The following is a 16,454-nucleotide window of genomic DNA, read 5'->3' as shown; positions in this document are numbered from 1 at the left end:
GTATTATGCGTCTTTTTTCCGTTATTTTTCTGAGTCTTCTTTTTGTCCGAGGTATTTTCCGGTTGCTTTAAACAAAGCGTTTTCAATTTCTTCGATTCTGAAATTCCGTTTTTGAATAAAATCCTTGATTGTCATGTCGAATTTGTTTTTTTCGTCAAAAGCGTAGCCTGCGCTGAATAGAAGCTGCTCGGTCTGCTCAACAGTAAGATTCATTCCGAGCGCAAGGAGAAAAACAGTGTTCTTTTTGGGATGATAGTTTGGATTTTTTTGGCTTCTGATTTTTGAGAATGCACGCTTGTCGATTCCACCCTCGCCTCCAATGCTTGTGTTCTTGTAGATGAGACTTGGTTTTCCGCGGCCGTTCAAAGTAAACTGCGAAATAAAATACTCCAAAGTCTGATTGAAAGTAAGCTTTGCTTCCGGAGTTTTTGAGTTCAGACAGATATTGTCAGTCCGCGCGCCCGCATTCCGAAGAATTTTTATTATATCAGTATAGCAATCATCTTTGTTATTCATGGTTGCAAGGATAAGAGCAGAAATGCCACGGTTCGTGCAGTAATTTACATCCACGCCGTTTTTTATAAGAAGCTCCACCATCTCTTTGTTTCTGTTGGATACCGCAATCATAAGTGGAGTTATGCCGTCTTTGTCAGAACAGTTTACATCGAATCCTTCAGCAATATATTCTTTTACGGACTCTTGAGAATTCATCATCACTGCAATCATAAACGGAGTCCATGAATTCTGCTCTGCAAGATTCTTCAAATTTTCAGTTCCAGTAATACTTTCTTTTATGCGACTCATTTGCTTTTTTAGCACAGAATCAAGAGGAAGAAGCTCATCAAGTTTAACAAAATAAGGACGCGTTGAATTCTTTGCCCAGAAATTCAAGATATTTGAATCATGGGAAAATGTCATTGAAAATCGGCAGCCAAGCTCAACCATTTTGTTCCGCACAGATTTTGCAAGATGAGAATTCAGCCGCCAGTCAGATTCCCTTACATTGCGGTAACCAAGCGAGTTGAGTTTTCTGCAAAGAACATTTATGTCATCTGTCATAAAATATTCATAGGTTTTGCCAAGCTCTTCAACGTAGACCTTGACATCCTCAAAGACAATAGGCACTTTTTTTCCGTCCGATTCTTCCAAATTTTCAAACATAAAATAATCTCTCTTTTCTTTTAAGTTTTGACAAATTGTACGGCAAGTCAAACTAAAAAAGTCGCAAAACGGGGGACTTTTAAAAACTATGAATCGGAAGAAATGTCAAATCCAAGTTCAGTTGCTGCTCTTATAAAGTTTTTAATATTTTGAGGTTCCCATTGTGTGCTCACAGCAACTTGCTGGCCATCGGACAAAATTATTGGATGTTTGCTAAATCTGTGTCCACCCCATTCATTTTCCTTTACATCTTCAAGGCGTCTTACAACTTTTCCAAATCCAGGTTTTGCGGCTGCGTCAGGAAAAGCATTTTGTAATTGAGCAAAATTTATATCAGGATTATTTTTTACATAAGATTCAATTACATAGCGAACAGTAGGACATTTTCCTCCAGTAGGAATTCCATTCACCGTGAACTGGGCATTGTTTTTTCCACTTGAAGTAAATGGAGCAGAAAAATTCTGAGTTGCAACAGGCGTTCCAGAATTTACATTTTTTCTTTCGGAGCAAATGAATGAAAAATCTTTCAATGCGGATTCTACAACATCTTTATCATAATCTTTTGAGAAATGCTGTATTAAAAGCTGCTTTACAAGTTCCGCTGAAATTTCTTTTTTTATTTTGGAAGCATCGTTTTTGTTTTTGCTTTCAGACTGAATGAAATCTCTTGCCTTCTCTACATCAAAATTGTTTTTATTGAAAAGTTCCATGAATTTTATTCCAAGTTCATTGTCGTTTTCAAAAGGAATTTCAAGGCAATCATTTTTGTTGTCAGAATGATTGTAGAAATACAGATAAAGTTTTTCGCAGACAAGAATACCGATTGAAAGTCTAAGGTCTGTGTGGCTCATGTAGTTTAAAAGCTGTTTTTCAAAGTCATCATTTTTTAAAAGTGAATACTGCTTTAGTTCCACAATAAATAAATCCTTGGTGCCATTTTTCAAAATGATGTCGGGAATTTCCCTGTCTGTAGAGCCAATGTGAAGTTTCCGCTGCGAATCAATTTCATTAGACAGCTTACTGAAACCAAATATTTCAGAAAAATAAGTTTCCCAAAGCACTTGAATTTTACATTCAGGCTGATTATAGAATTGTGAATGCTGAGCCACCAACAAATTCCAGTCTTCAATATAACTTCCGCCCATTGCCAATCATCTCCTGTTTCTATGAGTTTAAAATATAAATATAAAATCAGTTTTTTAATAAATAAAATATTTTACAAATCAGTAATTGTAAGTTACTATTCTTGACTGGTTAAATCCGCATTCACTTGGAATTTCCATTCCTAGATATGGAGAATCATCAATAATTTCACCAGAAAATGCATATCGGGAAAGCAAACTAGGACATTCAATTATTTCAGCGTCATTCTTAAAACCATTTCTTAACTGGCTATCCTCTGAAATTTTTCTCCAGCCTCTGTCGTCCATTTTACATACCACTACAATTTCTTTGTGACAAACACCCAAAATAAAATCCGCCTCGTTCGCCTTTTTTACGTCATCAATCGGCCAATATTTGCGAACACAGTCCCAGCGAGATGCCCTTTCTGCAACTTTTACGCCTTTGCTCAATTTTTCGTATGATTTGTTTATACATACAAAAATTACCTTTCCATTTTTTGGATCAAAAATACCGTTTGCCATATTTACCTCCGTGCAAAATGTTAGTTTCAATAAATTTGATTATCCAAGCCTCATATAACATAAACAATTTCTATAAAATCGCTTATTTAGAAATATCGGTTTATTTCTAGCACAATATCATTCATATAAAGCAAAAGCCGCCCAATAATATGGATGTGAAAAATCTTCACTTTTCATAAACTCTGCTTTAGTCTGACGGTAAGCCTGCTCGTAAGTTTTTCCGCCGGAAATCTTTTTGTACATTTTTGACATAAATTCCGAAGTCGCCTCGTCATCAACACTCCACAAAGTTACACCGACGTGTCTTGCACCAGCAACCATAAATGCGCGGGAAAGTCCTGTCATTCCGTCGCCAAATTTCACTTCGCCAAGCCCAGTTTCGCAGGCAGAAAGACACACAATATCAGCATTTAAATTTAAGGTTGAAACTTCCGGGATTGTCAAATATCCATCGTTTGATGAAGAAGCAGAAAGTTTGCCGCTCACTTCTGAAAATAAAATGCTGGACATATCAGAAATCTGCCTGTCAAAATATCCGTGGCAAGCAAAATGCAAAATTGAGAAATTTTTAAGCTCGTCATTTTTTGAAAGTTCCTTTAATTTATTTTCCGAAGCATTTTCTTGAACAAACTCAAAAAAATCTTTGCTTCTAAATATTTTTTGAAGGCGATTCAGTTCTGTCAACGTTCCAGGCAAATCTTTCCAATGCAAGTTTTTCTTCTCAAAATAATTGAAAGGTCCATTAAGTTTTATGTCTTGAATAATTGCTTCTTTCTGCTGCTGATTTTCAATAAGCATTTCAGTTTCAAAAGACTGAAAACCTCGCTTACTGCCACTGTCTTTATCTTCCAAAGAAAAAGTCCGCCTGTGTTCATCAAAAGAAAGGCTTGAATCATACCAAGCTCCGCCAAAAGCCAGCACTTTATTTCCATTAGATTTTGAACTCTTAGAAACCATGCTTACAGAAACAGACGGCGACAATGAAAGTGCAAACTGCTCACAAAGCATTTTTGAATTCTCATTTTTTCTAAGAACGTCAAATGGTAAAAATGCAAGGCTTCCGTCCGGAACAACAACAAGATTGTTTTTACCTTTTACATAAGGAAGAACTGGCTCTATTAGTTTTTCGTAAAGTTCATTACGAACATCTTCAAAAACAGTTTCAGGCTGAGGAGAAATTCTCTTTGGAATTATTCCGTCTCTCAACTTTGAAACCGCGGCTGCATAATCGTAATTCACATCAAGAGGAACTACTGTAATTTTTTTATTTGTGATGACAATACAATAAGAACCGAATTTTACACGTTCAGCAAATCTCATGTCATTTTTATATCCAACTTCATCTAAAATTTTTGGATTCCAAATAACATATTCAACAATAGCTTTATCTTTACCACACCATTTTTTAGCATCTTTAGCCTTTACAACTTGCGGATTTCTGAGAGCCGAATAAGCTGGTATTCTTTTTCCAATTTCTGAATCAAGTTTTGCTAGCTGTTTTTCAGCATTTGACAAATTGTTCTCTGCATCAGAAAGCTTTTTGTTATTACGTTCCAATATTGATTTGTTCCCTTCTTCTTCAATTTCTTTTCTTGCAATTGAAATTTGAGTTATATATTCATTTATTTGATTTTTTTCTGAATCTGTAATGCCATTAAGAGAAAGCACACGCTCTTTTCCAACTTGGTCAAGAAAACTGCGGCTTCGTAAACTTTCTGAATATTCAAACGCTTTTTCAAAATCTCCATTTTCTGCTTCAAAGCCCACACCATAATAATAAACGGGAAGAATATCAGATTTTAAGGAAGTTAAATCAAGAGATGCACGTTCTGCAGTTTCGGTGGTGAAACAAATTGTTTGCCTTAAAAAATCTTTTTTATCAAATTTTTCTGTTATTCCATTTTGTTTCTTCAAATTATCCAATTCTTTTTTTGTAGCTTCTAACAAATCACCTAAATCCCTTTTTGTAGATTCTGGTAAATCATCTAAATCTTGAATTTCTTTATAAAAAATAATACTTTTTAAAGCATTAAGTATATTATAATAACGTTGAGATTTTTTCCAAATATCGCAAGCCTTTTTAAAATAATAGATAGCACTTTGTGAATCCAAATAACCAAGCAAACTTGCAAAATTATAATAAGCTAGTGATATGTCATAATTATTATCACCAAGCAAATTCTTTTTTATTTCTAACGATTCAAGAATGCAATCTATTGAATTTACATAGTCATTTATACTTTTATAGCAAAGACTTAAATTATTCAGACAGTTTGCTGTAGATAAAGAATTTTCACCAAGTTCGTTTTTGTAAATTTCAAGTGCTTTTTTATTATAAAAAATTGCAATTTCATCGTTATCCATATAATGGTAGATTGTAATATCAAGTTGAAACAAGATATTTAAGCGGCATTTCCATGTGAGGCGCGGCTTTATCTTGGAATCTGCTTGCTTCTATATCTTTTTTCTCAATTTTGAACAAGAAGACACCCTCTTTCAGGCAGATTCAGGTTGTTTTCTTGTTTTTTTTTGCCCATCTCATCCTATTAGGGATTTCCGGGTTCGATTCCCGGGGCTTGGGCTTAGGCATTTGCCTATGAAGGCTTAAAAGGCCTGAATATTTTCTCTTTCATAAGGGCGGCTAAAAAACGTCTTGGGCGGGCAGAAACGGCTAGCCTTTTGAAAGAGTCTTTCGGAAGGAAATAATATGGTAATCACGTACTCAAGCATGAAAGGCGGAGTCGGAAAGACAACCGACTCAATTCTGACGGCGACAAACCTCGCCGCAAGAGGATTCAAGGTTCTTTACTTCGACCTCGACCCGAACAACTCCGGCACAATGTACTTCACGGCAGGAATCGAGAACATCACGGAGACTATCGAGCGATGCAATGTCTTTGAAAGCCTCAGCCACAACAGCATAAAGAACTACGCTGTTCAATCACGAGTCGAGAACATCGACATCATTCCCAGCCACCTGAACATACATAAACTAAGGGGAATCGGCTATAACGAGCTTCAGAAAACTCTCCGGGACAACGGCTATGACTATGTCGTGATTGACACCGCTCCGAATTATGACAACATCGTCATAAACGCGCTGATTGCAGCCGACATAATCCTCACTCCGCTAGAATTCACATCCTTCAATCTTACGACAACAAAATTTCTCCAGCGCCAAATCTACGACGACTGTCCTCAGCAGGCCGGAAAATGGTTTCTGCTTTACTCTCACTGGCAGGAAAGAATGTCTGTTTTTCCGACATCAACGCAGTCCCAGTTCGTGGAAGTGTTCGAGAGCGAATTCCAGAACATCCTCGATGTCCACATTCCGCAGACTTCCGCCGCTGACAAGTATGTTCAGACAAACGAGAAAGTCAGCACGAAAAGCAGGATTGTCGGCACAAGAAGACTCGCTGTGGAAATCAACAAGCTTGTGAATATGCTCGCAGAGAACAGCGCTGAAGCAGAAATATTCTGACCGGCACGTGCCGGCTCTTCCTACAAGGAGTGTAATAAAAACTATGGCAAAGACGCTTAACATAATAACCGCAGGAAAAAATCTTCCGTTCGCGAACAACGGACTTAAACTGTCTGAAAATATTCTCATCGAGAAAATCGAGGAGCATGAGAAATTCAAGAACCTGTTCTCGATAGACAAGGCTCTTCTTGACCGGATTGCATCAGACATGGAGAAGAACAAATTCGACTCAAGCCAGCCTGTCCATATCTGGGTAACAAAAGACGATGGCGGAACTGAGCACAACTATCTGATAGACGGATACACAAGAGTCACCGCCTGCAAAATGGCCGGAATAACCATGATTCCGTACTTCAAGCATACATTCGCGACTTTCGACGAGGCACACCGCTATGCGCTCCACCTGCAGACCGACAGAAGAAACCTTAGCGGAATCGACCTTCTGAAAAATATCCAGGAGCTTATGGGAAGCGACTATATCCAGAGCATCGAGGGAAACAAGAACGAGGCTATAGGAAAAGAACTTGGAGTGTCTGAAAAAACAGTCGAGCGCGCGAACAAAGTGAACAGCATGGCGAGCGGCGAGCAGATTGAAAGAATCGAGAGCGGAGAGGCTTCCCCGAATCAGATTTACAACGAAATCGTCGAGCAGGAAACCGTTGACGAAGAGGCGACCGATGAGCAGCTGGACAGGATTGAATCAGGCGAAGCAACAGTAAAGGACATCTGCAAGGAAATCAAGGCTGAGAGAAAATCACGCAAAGCGTCAAAGAAGAAATCTTCCGACGACGACATTTCAGAATCTCTCTCCACAAACGAGGGAACGCCTGCCGGACTGAACTTCAACCATTCGGACGGAATCGAGCGTCCGTCATACAGACTTTCTCCTGAACAGGATTCCGAGCGGACAAGGGAGCGCAAAGCCGCTTACGAAGCCGGGCTGAAAAAGGGCAGCGACCTTGCTTATGAAATCTACGACTTCATTCTGTCTGAAATTGAGAGCGGAAAATCTGCCGAGGAAATCCGCAACGACAGCCATTTCGATGATTTCTCTGCGGCAAGAATCTACAGAGCTTTCAATCTGGACGATGAGCAGAATCAAGAAGAAGAACATTCTGATTCAAAAAATAATGACTCGGATATTTCTGATTTTTATGATGTCTTTGAAGGAGATGAGTAAGTATGGCAACTTCCTTCAGTTCTATTTTACTTGGTCTTTTCCTCATAGCAATCGTAATCCGTGCTTCAGAATATGAGATAAGAAAACTAAATTAGCAAGGAGAGAAGAAGTATGTTATGGATTTTGATTGGCATAGTAAAAACAACAAAAATAACTGAAATTCAGATTATAGAAAAACGGAAGAGAAAAAGCTTTAGTTTTGGTTCATTTGACATGACTTCATTTCCAAAATATGAAGAAAAAATCAAAGAGCGGATAGAGTTTTCAGAGGGAGAGAACAAATGATTAGAGCTGTCAATTTCATAAAGGAAATTCTAATTGCAATTTATCAAGTTCTAATTATTGAGGCGAAAGAAAGATATGAGATGACAGAATTCTATCTGGAAAAATGCCGCAAAAGAGATAAGACAAGAGAGGCCAATAAAAAATGACAGCAGGACAGTTTGCAGATATTGTCGCAGAAATGAGGACGGCACAGAAAAACTATTTTCGGACACGCTCACAGAAATCCCTTAAAAAGTCAAAGGAACTTGAGAAAACCGTTGACGACATCATCGCAATAAGAGAGGCAATGCAAAAGGAAAAACAGCTTAACCTGTTTGAGGAGAACAAGAAATGAAGAGGAAAAAGAAGAGAAAAAAAATGCTTCTTGAAACAATCAAGCTGATTGTTTCAATCATAATTACAGTTATTGCGGTCGTATTATACATCAAAACCTCATTTCAGAAATAATCAATAAACAATAACGGATTAGACCTGGAGGAAATCGAGAGAATGCAGAATGAAAAAGATGAAAACAGCAGAATATTTTTGAAATTCAATCCTTTGAAACTTAATCCAGCAAACTCAAAAACTGAATGTTTCAATCCGTTAGAAATATTTTTTGGCAAAAAAGTTTATGAAACAGGAATGAATCCGTCAGATTTCCTGGAAAATTCTGAATTTGCTGAAAAAGAGATAAAGAGAATGTTTGAATCAGGAGGTTATTAAATGACAAACGAAAAAATGTTTCTCAGCTTTATGAAATGGATAATAAGTCTGAAGAGTTTCTGCAAATCAATCCCGAATTCATGCGCCGGAAACTTCAACTATGACACCGGATACTGCTTTGAACGCATTGAAAACAACTGCGACAAGATTCTTGAACTTGCTGAATATGAGCAATACAGCGAGCAGCCATGAACTACATATCTACACTCCAGCAGAAAGGATACATCGAGACTCTCTCAAACCGCACGGAAACTGTCCATGCGCAGAAGCCCACCGACGATGACTTCGCCGCAAGAATAACATCAATTTTTCTTCCGTTTATCGACAGGGACATTCCGGACGGAAAATTCATTCTGATGCAGGAAAAACTCAAGGGGATTCTCCGTGAGCATGGCAGGAATCTCCAGAAGGAGGAAAAGGCATGAGGTTCTCTGTCTTCGCATACTCTCAGGAAAAACTTCTCGAATACGGACTTGATGTAACGGACGCACTGATTCTCGACTGGTTCGCGAATTTCTTCATCGGAAAAATGGAGAAGCGCATTTTCAAGGATTCCACCGACAATGCGAAAATTTTCGGCTGGGTAAAAATCTCCAAGATAATGGAAGACCTGCCGGTAATCGGAATCACATCAGAAAAAGGTATACGGCGCAGATTCGATGCGTTCGTGGAAAAAGGACTCATGCAGAGAGAAACCGTCATAACACAGGGCGGAAAACGCTCGTACTACAGGACAACGGAAGCTTACGATACGCTTCTGAACACAAAGGCTGCTGAACGGCAAGAATCAAAAAAAGAAGATTCTGACAGAAACGGAAAAATTCCGCAAAGGAATTCCACTACCTTTGCGACAAAAGAAAATCCGCAAGGGACAAAAACGACCTATGCGGAATCAGAAAAGCCTCCTGAAATTCCGCATAGGAACTACGCTACCTTTGCGGAAAGGAACGGAAATACCTATGCGCAAGGGAACTCCAGTTCCTATGCTTTAAACGATTCTCTTACCAGTGATTATCCAGTTACTGATTCTTTAAAAAATGAATTCAGAAATTCTGCTGCTGATTTAAAGGCTGCCTCAGAAAAAGTTTTCGGAAAGAACGCATTTGACGAGAGCTTCCCGGAAAAAGCAGCAGCATTCTTTTTGCAAAACAAAATAAAAACAGAATCAGCGGAAAACTATCTTGAGTTCATCAGAAAGCGTGTCGCGGAAAAGAAGCCTGCGAATCCTAGAGGGCTTGCATACAGGCTTTTCTTCCAGAATGACATTCTCCAGGAATTCAGGAACTGTCAGACAGAACTTTCAGAAAAAGCGGCTGAAAATGAAAAATATTTCTGCGTCTGTCCGGTCTGCGGAAAAGAGAAAGTCAACATCTACGCAAGCTGCCCTGAATGCGGCTTTGACATGACAAGCGCGAACGACGAGGAGAAACTTGGAATCGCGCGTAGAATCTGGAATCTTCCAGCAGAAAAGAAAAGGCTTTTCAAAATAGACGAGGAGAATTTCATCAGACGGAAAATATCTCTCGGATTCGCAAGGCTTGCAGACAAGGACACTCGCGAGCAACTGAAAACGGAGATGAGCGAGATATACAGGAAATACGGAATAGAGGCATGAGAAAAAAGAAAAAACGGCTGGATGACTTTCTGAGCTTCTTTGAGAACAAGAATCCAGACGAAGGAAACGAAAATCTTGCAGTCCTTCAGCGGATAATGCGGTTCATGGAAAATTTCAAAAGCCAGAGCCTGCAATACAAAATTGTATGGACTGTAAGAATAGCGCTTTGGGCAATACTAGTCTGCGCGGCAGTGTTCGGCATTGCGATGCGAATTAGAAACAATATCAGATAGACCGACACGTGTCGGTCGAGGAGCAAAAAATGGAGCTTAACGATGTGAAACTTTTCGGACGCGTAGTCCGGGATGCGGAGATGAAGACCTTGCCAGACGGCATGAAAATCGCGACTTTCAGCATAGCGACAAACAGAAGCTACAAGGATGAGAAAGGCGAATTTGTGCAGGTCGGAAATTTCTTTCCGCTTTCCGTATACAACTCCTATGCAGAAAAAGTTCTTCCTTATCTTACAAAAGGCAGAAAGGTTATTATTGACGGCTACCTGAAGCAGGACAGATGGGAAAAGGACGGAGTGAAGAAAAGCGCGACAGCAATCGGCGTAAGGAACATCCAGCTTATTTTCGACACGAAAGATTCGGCGGAAAAGAGCAATGTTCCGGCTTCCGAAAACGACGCAGCTCCACAAGTGGAAACACAGAATGAGGAAACCATGATTTATGAGGATGATCCGGACTTTGATTCAGACATCTATTCTGACACAGAGGAGCTTGTCTGAAAATGAACAGGATTCTGTCAGCCTTGAAATCGTCAGGCATAATAAGACTTCTCAACGCACGGCTGGCATATATTCTTCATTTCCTGAACCTGCACTTCACGCCGCTCGCGCTTCTAGTGTTCATAACAGCAGGAAGCGTTCTGATTTTCATAATGTCATACGTTTTCCGCTACAGCAATTATGACTACTGGAACTGGAGAAAAAGAGCGGTGTCAAAGGCGTTCTGCTGGTGCCTCACGCTCATAGCAATAAAAATAACTTTAAGGAGCTTAACAAATTGAATTCAATAACTTTGCACGGAAAGCTTGTTTCCGACGCGCAAATATTTCTCGTAAAGACTTCAGCTGGAGAAATTCCGCTTGTAACATTCAATGCCCAGGATGACGGACTTCCATATCAGAAGAGCGAGCCTCTTATTATTGAAGTCCACTTTCTGAAGGCAGCCGCAAGCCATATCTTCGACTATCTTAAAAAGGATAAGGAGATTGTTGTTTCTGGATTTCTGCGGCAGAAAAAATATGAAACTCTGGAAAATCCAAACCAGGAAAGAAGCAAATACTACATTTCGGCTGAGTATGTGACGCTGTGTCCGAAATACACAAAAATGGAGGAAACAAAATGACATCTATGACAGTTCCTGTAAGGCTTACAAAAAACGACATTTCAGTTCTTGCCGACGAGCTGAACAGCTGCGACTCAGGCTCATCGGAGCTTGCAAACATTCTGGAGCGGATTCTGAAATCTGCCCATGAGACAGCGGAAAAACGAAAGGACATCGCTGAAGAAATAAACAGCGAAAATCCTTTCTCAAGACCAAAGACAGACAAAAGCGAAATGATAACGAGGTTCTAAATGAAAAATTTCAAGCAGTATCAGTACAGACGCATAATGACAAAGGAAAACAAGGTTGCTGACGGCGACTATAAAATAGAAGATTCTGTAACAATCAGGGTAAAAAACGGCTTTCTGAACGATGCGGCAGACGAGGAAGGAAATCTTCTTCCGGCAATCGAGACAACGGATGGGACTCACATCGAGCACTGGAAAGACGGAGTTCTCCACTGCGACAACGAGCCTGCGGTAATCGACCACATCGACAACTACGAGGAATGGTGGCATAATGGGCTTCAAGTGCCATCAAAAAAGTAACAAGGAGCAAGCAATGACAGAAGAAGAGATTGAAGAAAAAAGAGCTGAATTCGCCCAAAACGACCTTTTCAAGGAATCAAGCTCGCCTTTCAAGGAGTTCCAGATGGAGCAGTTCGTCATGGAAGGAATTCCGCTGAACGGACAGAACAGCAAGTCAATAAGGATAAACGGAGCTGACACGCTTGTCATTTTCAACTTCAAGAACGGACTTATTAATTCTGAAAATGATGAGCCTGCCGTTGAATATCCGAACCACTGGGAATACTGGAAGGACGGCTTCATCGAGAAAATCGTGGACGCAGGCGGAGACACAGAGGAATACTGGGAAAACGGTGTTCCTGTCAGAATTGAAAAGAATCTTTCAGAAAGAAGAAAATAGAGTTTCGGCCGGCACGTGTCGGTCGAAAGGAAAACAGAATGGCACTTATTCAAAACTTCTCAAACCAAAAAACAGAAACACAGCCGGGTAAAAATCCGAAAACAGAAGAAAAACCAGACGCAAGAATGATAACAATTCCGCAGGCAGAAGCGGAAAAGTTTCTTATCGGACTTGCGGAAACTCTTGACGATGTCCAGGACTTAAAAGAAGTCGCAAACAGCCTTATCACATCAAAGAACAGCGAGCTTGAGCATTTCCGCGACGACACAATCACAAAGTTCAACGCGCTGATTGAGTCAACCACAGACCTTAAAGAAAAACTTGACACTGCAGAATCATACGAGAACTACCTTGAGGAGCGCGTGAAGAATGCGAATCTTTCGGCGGAAGTCGCTGCTCTTGAAAAGCAGCTCCAGAAAGAAAAAATGGAAGTCTCGATTTTCATCCAGTCAATGACAAGAAGCATGGACACCTGCACAGCGGAAATCCACGCAAAAATCACAGAGCTGAAATCGGCGGACGAAATCATAAAAGACAGCATCAAGGAATTTAAGGAAGAGACTGAAAAAGCCTCGTCAAGCTGCATGAACGAGGCTGAAAAGAAAATCGCCGAAGTCTCGACAACACTTCTTACGAACTCAAAGAACGAGTATGAAATCCTAAAAGCGCAGTCCTCGGACATGATAAAAGCCTACACCGAAAAATGCCAGACGCATCTTGAGACAATAAAAAAGCAGTCGATTGACTTTCTGAAGCAATGCGCCGCCGAAAACAAGAAGCTGATTGAAAGCGTTCCCGGGGTAAAAAACAAAAAACTTTCCGTAAAGGACATGATTATCTACGGAATGTCCGTCGCCGCAATCGCAAGCATGGTTGTGCAGATTTTTGTGAGATAAAATTTTATAGGAGAAAACTAAATGAACAAAATAAATATAGAGAAAATAGAAAAAGAACTTTACTTAATATTAAATCATAAAGCTCATAAAATGAAAATTTGCAGATTTGAACAATTTGTAAAACACAATAACGCAACAACTGTTCTTGTCTATACAAAAGACGGATATTATGAGGCACTTTTTGACGGTTTTCTTTATCTTCTTAAAAGCGCCGAAAAGCATAAATTAGTACCAGAATATCCTAGTGAATGGTGGAAAAAATTATGTAAAATGTATCCATCACAAACATTTTTTAAGGAACATATAACTATAAGAGCATTGCTTCAATAACTGTCAAAAACAAATTTGCTGACAAATTTAATGAGCCACATATTTTTGTTGAAGTCAGCATCTCAAAAATGAAATGCTGGCTGTCCTGTGAAGGCCCTATGAAACATCACCTGTAAGAAATTTCCATGCTGTTGCGGCGGCTGTGAGACTGCTGATGTTTCATCTCTTTAAGCTGCTGCTCCTTGTAGGCTTTTAGGACTGTGTCGCGCGGAATTTCTATAAAGGATTTTTCCTTGTCCATGAGGGTTACGGTGTTTCCCTCTTTTGAGGCGGATATTACTTTCAGCTCGGAAAAATGAACGTTCTCTTTTCCGTGTCCAAAAATCTTGTCTGACTTAATATCGATGTCTTTCAAGGTATCTCCGATTTTAAGGTTGTAGTCCTTGTCAGTTCTTAAAAGTTGCGGGTCGCTGTCGATTTTCTGTCCGTTGGAAGAAAGCGTATCATAGAACGGACGCGCAATCCGGTTTTCTGGCTGGTACTGCTTTATATACTCTTCGTTAAGAGGAACTTCTTTTATCGCCTCGTGGTAAGTGCGGACTATGAGCTGGTTCAGGCTCTCGCCTTCCCTTGCGATTTTCTTCAGCAGCTTCTTTGTCTTGTCCTGCTCTGCCGGAGACATTTTCTGAATAATTCCTTTTGCAACTTTCAATGCATCGCACGGAGAATTCGCCTCCTTTCGGCAGAACACCGACAGATTGTGCCTGAAATTGTATGCTGTGTTTGAACGTTCCTTGAAAAAATCCTCATATTGAGTCTTGAGCATTTTCTTGTAAGCAGGAGTATTCTCGTCAAATTTATTCTCAAAACGTTCCGGCGAAGTGATTTCCTTGAATCGTTCTTCCGTAACAGAAATAATGCTGTCGCCGTTATGCAATATGTAAGTCTTGTCGCTCTCATTGAACTTTGCAACAACGCAGCCCTTGTAAGTCTGCAATCCGTTCTGCGTCATAAGAGAGAATTCCGGGATAACAGTTCCCTTCACTCCATTTTCAGGATTGTCAAACACAATTCCGTTTCCTTCCATTCGGAAAGTCTTTTCTTCCTGCTGCTCCTTGTACAGACTTGCCGGATTCAAAAGAGAATTGAAAGTTTCACGCGGCAGAGAAAGTTTTTCATTTTCATTCTCAACCAAGTATGTTCCGTTCTCGTTGTCGTAGCTTTTGACAACAAAATTCTCGCAGGTTTTAAGATGGCCGTCAGAAGTCATTGAAGCGAAAGGCGGAAGCACCATCTTTCCATATATGACTTTTCCGTCTGTGTAATCCTGATAGGAAACATCTTCCTTTTGAATTTCTACATTTTCTTCAAGACTTGCTTTTTCGACCAGATTGCCGTTTTCTACAGATTTTGAGTTTGATTCAGAAACAGTCTGCGCTGGATGACTTTCAGATTTCTCATCGACAATTTTTGCATTGTCAATTTCCTTTTTCATCCTTTCAAATTCTTCTGGAGTTTTAACATTCGGAGAGGACTGAAAATTTTCTTTCGTCTCATTTTCAGCAAAATCAATTTTTTCAGACGGTTCTGATATTCCTGTCAGCTTCTCAATCCTGTTCAGAAGCTCGAACGCCTCCTTGTAGTTTTCAGAGTTTATATCAAGCGAGCTGAGTTTCTGCGCCGCCGACTCGAAACGATTTTTAACGGCATTGTCAAAGTTGCTTTCATTCTGCTGATTTTTCTCATCTGCTTTGTCATTGACAACGGAATTTTTCTTATGTATATTTAATTCAGAAGCGACTGCGCCCACCTGGTCGTATATTTCGAGAAAGCCAGGCGTGTATCCATAGCGAGCGATCCCCGTACCTATGGAATCGGTCGCCTCACGTTTTGTATCTATATAATCAAATCCACTTACAACGTATTTTCCTTTCTTGTCTTTTCCGATTAAGGTTTTGATTCCATTTTTGTAAATAGCATATCTTCCATTTTGCTCTTTTACAGCGGGAGCTTTGTCAATGTTGTTTAGGGCAAGAAAAAGTATTGCTGCTGTTTCCTTTTGAGCTTCTTCCATTGAAAATCCATTGTTCAGGCGTTCTTCCATTCTGTGCTTTATAAGATGCCGGAGTCCTGTCGGCTGGATTTTCTCAGGATTCTTCTTGTCGAACAAATCGCCGAGTTTTATCTTTATATCGCCGTCAATATTCACATTTTTTCTTGTAAAAACATCACCTTCTGAAAGAACATCAGAAATATCAGACATGAGGGCAAAATCTTTTTCCTCATCAAATTCATAAGGCAATGTGCCTTTTAGAAAATCATAATTATCGTTTCGGAACAATTCTATTTCATCAGAAAAACGGTTTTCAAAAACATCTTTTTCCTGCCTATCAGAGCTATAAACAAATTCAAGCGGAACAAGAAAATCATTGTTCAAGGCTGTATAAAAAGTTCCTTTTTCCCGGCAATAAAAAATATCCGCATCAGAATTTGAAGTTTGCAGGAAGTCCGCCTTGTTAAAAACTTTCAAGGCTTTCTCAAACTTCTGTTCCGAAACTGGCTTTTGCCTTTCAAGATAGCCTGCATAATACAGCGCATTTTTTGAGAGGAGTTTTTTGTTCTGCTCATTGGAAACCACTGAATCCACGAAAGTTTTTTCTGCTTCTGAGAATTTCCTGACAGCGACAAAATTAAAGTCATTGTATGTGAACATGCGGGCGGAAAAATCTTCCGCTTTCTGGTATTCCCTTTCATTTTCCGCAACGATATTTTCCTCCTCATCGAACCAGTGAGCATTGCCGTTCTCGTCAAGATAGTCAGGCCTTGGATTCTGTTCAGCCTCATAGTCCGCTTCCATTGCCGCCTCGGAAATTCCGCCGTTTTCCTGGAGTGATTCTATTCCGTTGTCAATAATTTCCTTTTGAGATGGAATGTTCATTATCTTTCGTAAATAT

The 16,454-nt window shown here is 39.8% G+C and carries 22 protein-coding genes; 17 read left to right on the top strand and 5 right to left on the bottom strand.

Features of this window, described 5'->3' with window-relative positions:
- Nucleotides 1-21 precede the first annotated feature (21 nt).
- From Q0H92_RS03740 to Q0H92_RS03725, 4 genes are all read right to left on the bottom strand, one after another.
- Complete coding sequence (locus Q0H92_RS03740; protein ID WP_296012123.1) at nt 22-1,161, bottom strand: ankyrin repeat domain-containing protein; 1,140 nt, start codon at nt 1,159-1,161, stop codon at nt 22-24.
- An 86-nt stretch (nt 1,162-1,247) separates the two neighbouring features.
- Nucleotides 1,248-2,306: a hypothetical protein gene (locus Q0H92_RS03735; protein WP_296012121.1), complete on the bottom strand. Its 1,059-nt coding sequence runs from the start codon at nt 2,304-2,306 to the stop codon at nt 1,248-1,250.
- 78 nt (nt 2,307-2,384) lie between these two features.
- Complete coding sequence (locus Q0H92_RS03730) at nt 2,385-2,807, bottom strand: hypothetical protein (protein WP_296012119.1); 423 nt, start codon at nt 2,805-2,807, stop codon at nt 2,385-2,387.
- A 117-nt stretch (nt 2,808-2,924) separates the two neighbouring features.
- Nucleotides 2,925-5,171: a CHAT domain-containing protein gene (locus Q0H92_RS03725; RefSeq protein ID WP_296012117.1), complete on the bottom strand. Its 2,247-nt coding sequence runs from the start codon at nt 5,169-5,171 to the stop codon at nt 2,925-2,927.
- 343 nt (nt 5,172-5,514) lie between these two features.
- Here Q0H92_RS03725 and Q0H92_RS03720 point away from each other — a divergent pair, with 343 nt between their 5' ends.
- The 17 genes from Q0H92_RS03720 (at nt 5,515) to Q0H92_RS03640 (ending at nt 13,560) form a co-directional block, all read left to right on the top strand.
- Entirely contained in the window at nt 5,515-6,288 is a 774-nt protein-coding gene (locus Q0H92_RS03720; RefSeq protein WP_296012114.1) for an AAA family ATPase, read from the top strand.
- Nucleotides 6,289-6,331: 43 nt separating this feature from the next.
- On the top strand, nt 6,332-7,468 hold the full coding sequence (locus Q0H92_RS03715) for a ParB/Srx family N-terminal domain-containing protein (RefSeq protein WP_296012111.1): 1,137 nt from the start codon (nt 6,332-6,334) through the stop codon (nt 7,466-7,468).
- Nucleotides 7,469-7,579: 111 nt separating this feature from the next.
- Entirely contained in the window at nt 7,580-7,753 is a 174-nt protein-coding gene (locus tag Q0H92_RS03710; protein WP_296012108.1) for a hypothetical protein, read from the top strand.
- Nucleotides 7,754-7,895: 142 nt separating this feature from the next.
- Nucleotides 7,896-8,087 (top strand): hypothetical protein, encoded by a 192-nt coding sequence (locus tag Q0H92_RS03705; protein WP_296012107.1) that lies wholly within the window; start codon nt 7,896-7,898, stop codon nt 8,085-8,087.
- 155 nt (nt 8,088-8,242) lie between these two features.
- Nucleotides 8,243-8,458 (top strand): hypothetical protein, encoded by a 216-nt coding sequence (locus Q0H92_RS03700; RefSeq protein WP_296012106.1) that lies wholly within the window; start codon nt 8,243-8,245, stop codon nt 8,456-8,458.
- Nucleotides 8,459-8,650, top strand: a complete 192-nt coding sequence (locus Q0H92_RS03695; RefSeq protein ID WP_296012104.1) for a hypothetical protein — start codon at nt 8,459-8,461, stop codon at nt 8,648-8,650.
- Nucleotides 8,647-8,883, top strand: coding sequence for a hypothetical protein (locus Q0H92_RS03690; protein WP_296012102.1), 237 nt, complete (start codon nt 8,647-8,649; stop codon nt 8,881-8,883). The genes Q0H92_RS03695 and Q0H92_RS03690 overlap by 4 nt, the downstream gene beginning before the upstream one ends.
- Entirely contained in the window at nt 8,880-10,073 is a 1,194-nt protein-coding gene (locus Q0H92_RS03685; protein WP_296012100.1) for a hypothetical protein, read from the top strand. The genes Q0H92_RS03690 and Q0H92_RS03685 overlap by 4 nt, the downstream gene beginning before the upstream one ends.
- Complete coding sequence (locus Q0H92_RS03680) at nt 10,070-10,306, top strand: hypothetical protein (protein ID WP_296012098.1); 237 nt, start codon at nt 10,070-10,072, stop codon at nt 10,304-10,306. Before Q0H92_RS03685 ends, Q0H92_RS03680 begins: the two co-directional genes overlap by 4 nt.
- A gap of 29 nt (nt 10,307-10,335) precedes the next feature.
- Nucleotides 10,336-10,806, top strand: coding sequence for a single-stranded DNA-binding protein (gene ssb, locus Q0H92_RS03675; protein WP_296012096.1), 471 nt, complete (start codon nt 10,336-10,338; stop codon nt 10,804-10,806).
- A 2-nt stretch (nt 10,807-10,808) separates the two neighbouring features.
- Nucleotides 10,809-11,087 (top strand): hypothetical protein, encoded by a 279-nt coding sequence (locus Q0H92_RS03670; RefSeq protein WP_296012093.1) that lies wholly within the window; start codon nt 10,809-10,811, stop codon nt 11,085-11,087.
- Nucleotides 11,084-11,428 carry a single-stranded DNA-binding protein gene (locus Q0H92_RS03665; RefSeq protein ID WP_288303245.1) on the top strand — a complete coding sequence of 115 codons (345 nt, stop codon included), beginning with the start codon at nt 11,084-11,086 and terminating at the stop codon, nt 11,426-11,428. The genes Q0H92_RS03670 and Q0H92_RS03665 overlap by 4 nt, the downstream gene beginning before the upstream one ends.
- A complete protein-coding gene (locus Q0H92_RS03660; protein WP_296012088.1) occupies nt 11,425-11,658 on the top strand; it encodes a hypothetical protein in 234 nt (77 codons plus the stop codon). Before Q0H92_RS03665 ends, Q0H92_RS03660 begins: the two co-directional genes overlap by 4 nt.
- Nucleotides 11,659-11,955 carry a hypothetical protein gene (locus tag Q0H92_RS03655; protein WP_296012087.1) on the top strand — a complete coding sequence of 99 codons (297 nt, stop codon included), beginning with the start codon at nt 11,659-11,661 and terminating at the stop codon, nt 11,953-11,955.
- A gap of 13 nt (nt 11,956-11,968) precedes the next feature.
- Nucleotides 11,969-12,334, top strand: coding sequence for a hypothetical protein (locus Q0H92_RS03650; RefSeq protein WP_296012085.1), 366 nt, complete (start codon nt 11,969-11,971; stop codon nt 12,332-12,334).
- Between the two features lie 38 nt (nt 12,335-12,372).
- Nucleotides 12,373-13,230 (top strand): hypothetical protein, encoded by an 858-nt coding sequence (locus Q0H92_RS03645; RefSeq protein ID WP_296012083.1) that lies wholly within the window; start codon nt 12,373-12,375, stop codon nt 13,228-13,230.
- Between the two features lie 21 nt (nt 13,231-13,251).
- The gene (locus Q0H92_RS03640; RefSeq protein ID WP_296012080.1) at nt 13,252-13,560 is read left to right on the top strand and encodes a hypothetical protein; all 309 of its coding nucleotides are present in this window, start codon (nt 13,252-13,254) and stop codon (nt 13,558-13,560) included.
- Nucleotides 13,561-13,666: 106 nt separating this feature from the next.
- On the opposite strand, the gene Q0H92_RS03635 is transcribed toward Q0H92_RS03640, so the two are convergent.
- Entirely contained in the window at nt 13,667-16,438 is a 2,772-nt protein-coding gene (locus Q0H92_RS03635) for a hypothetical protein (RefSeq protein ID WP_296012079.1), read from the bottom strand.
- Nucleotides 16,439-16,454 lie beyond the last annotated feature (16 nt).

The organism is uncultured Treponema sp., assembly GCF_934725225.1.
Classification (GTDB): Bacteria; Spirochaetota; Spirochaetia; order Treponematales; family Treponemataceae; genus Treponema_D.
The sequence above is the reverse complement of the archived record's forward strand: the minus strand, read 5'-3'. Positions and strand labels throughout refer to the sequence as shown.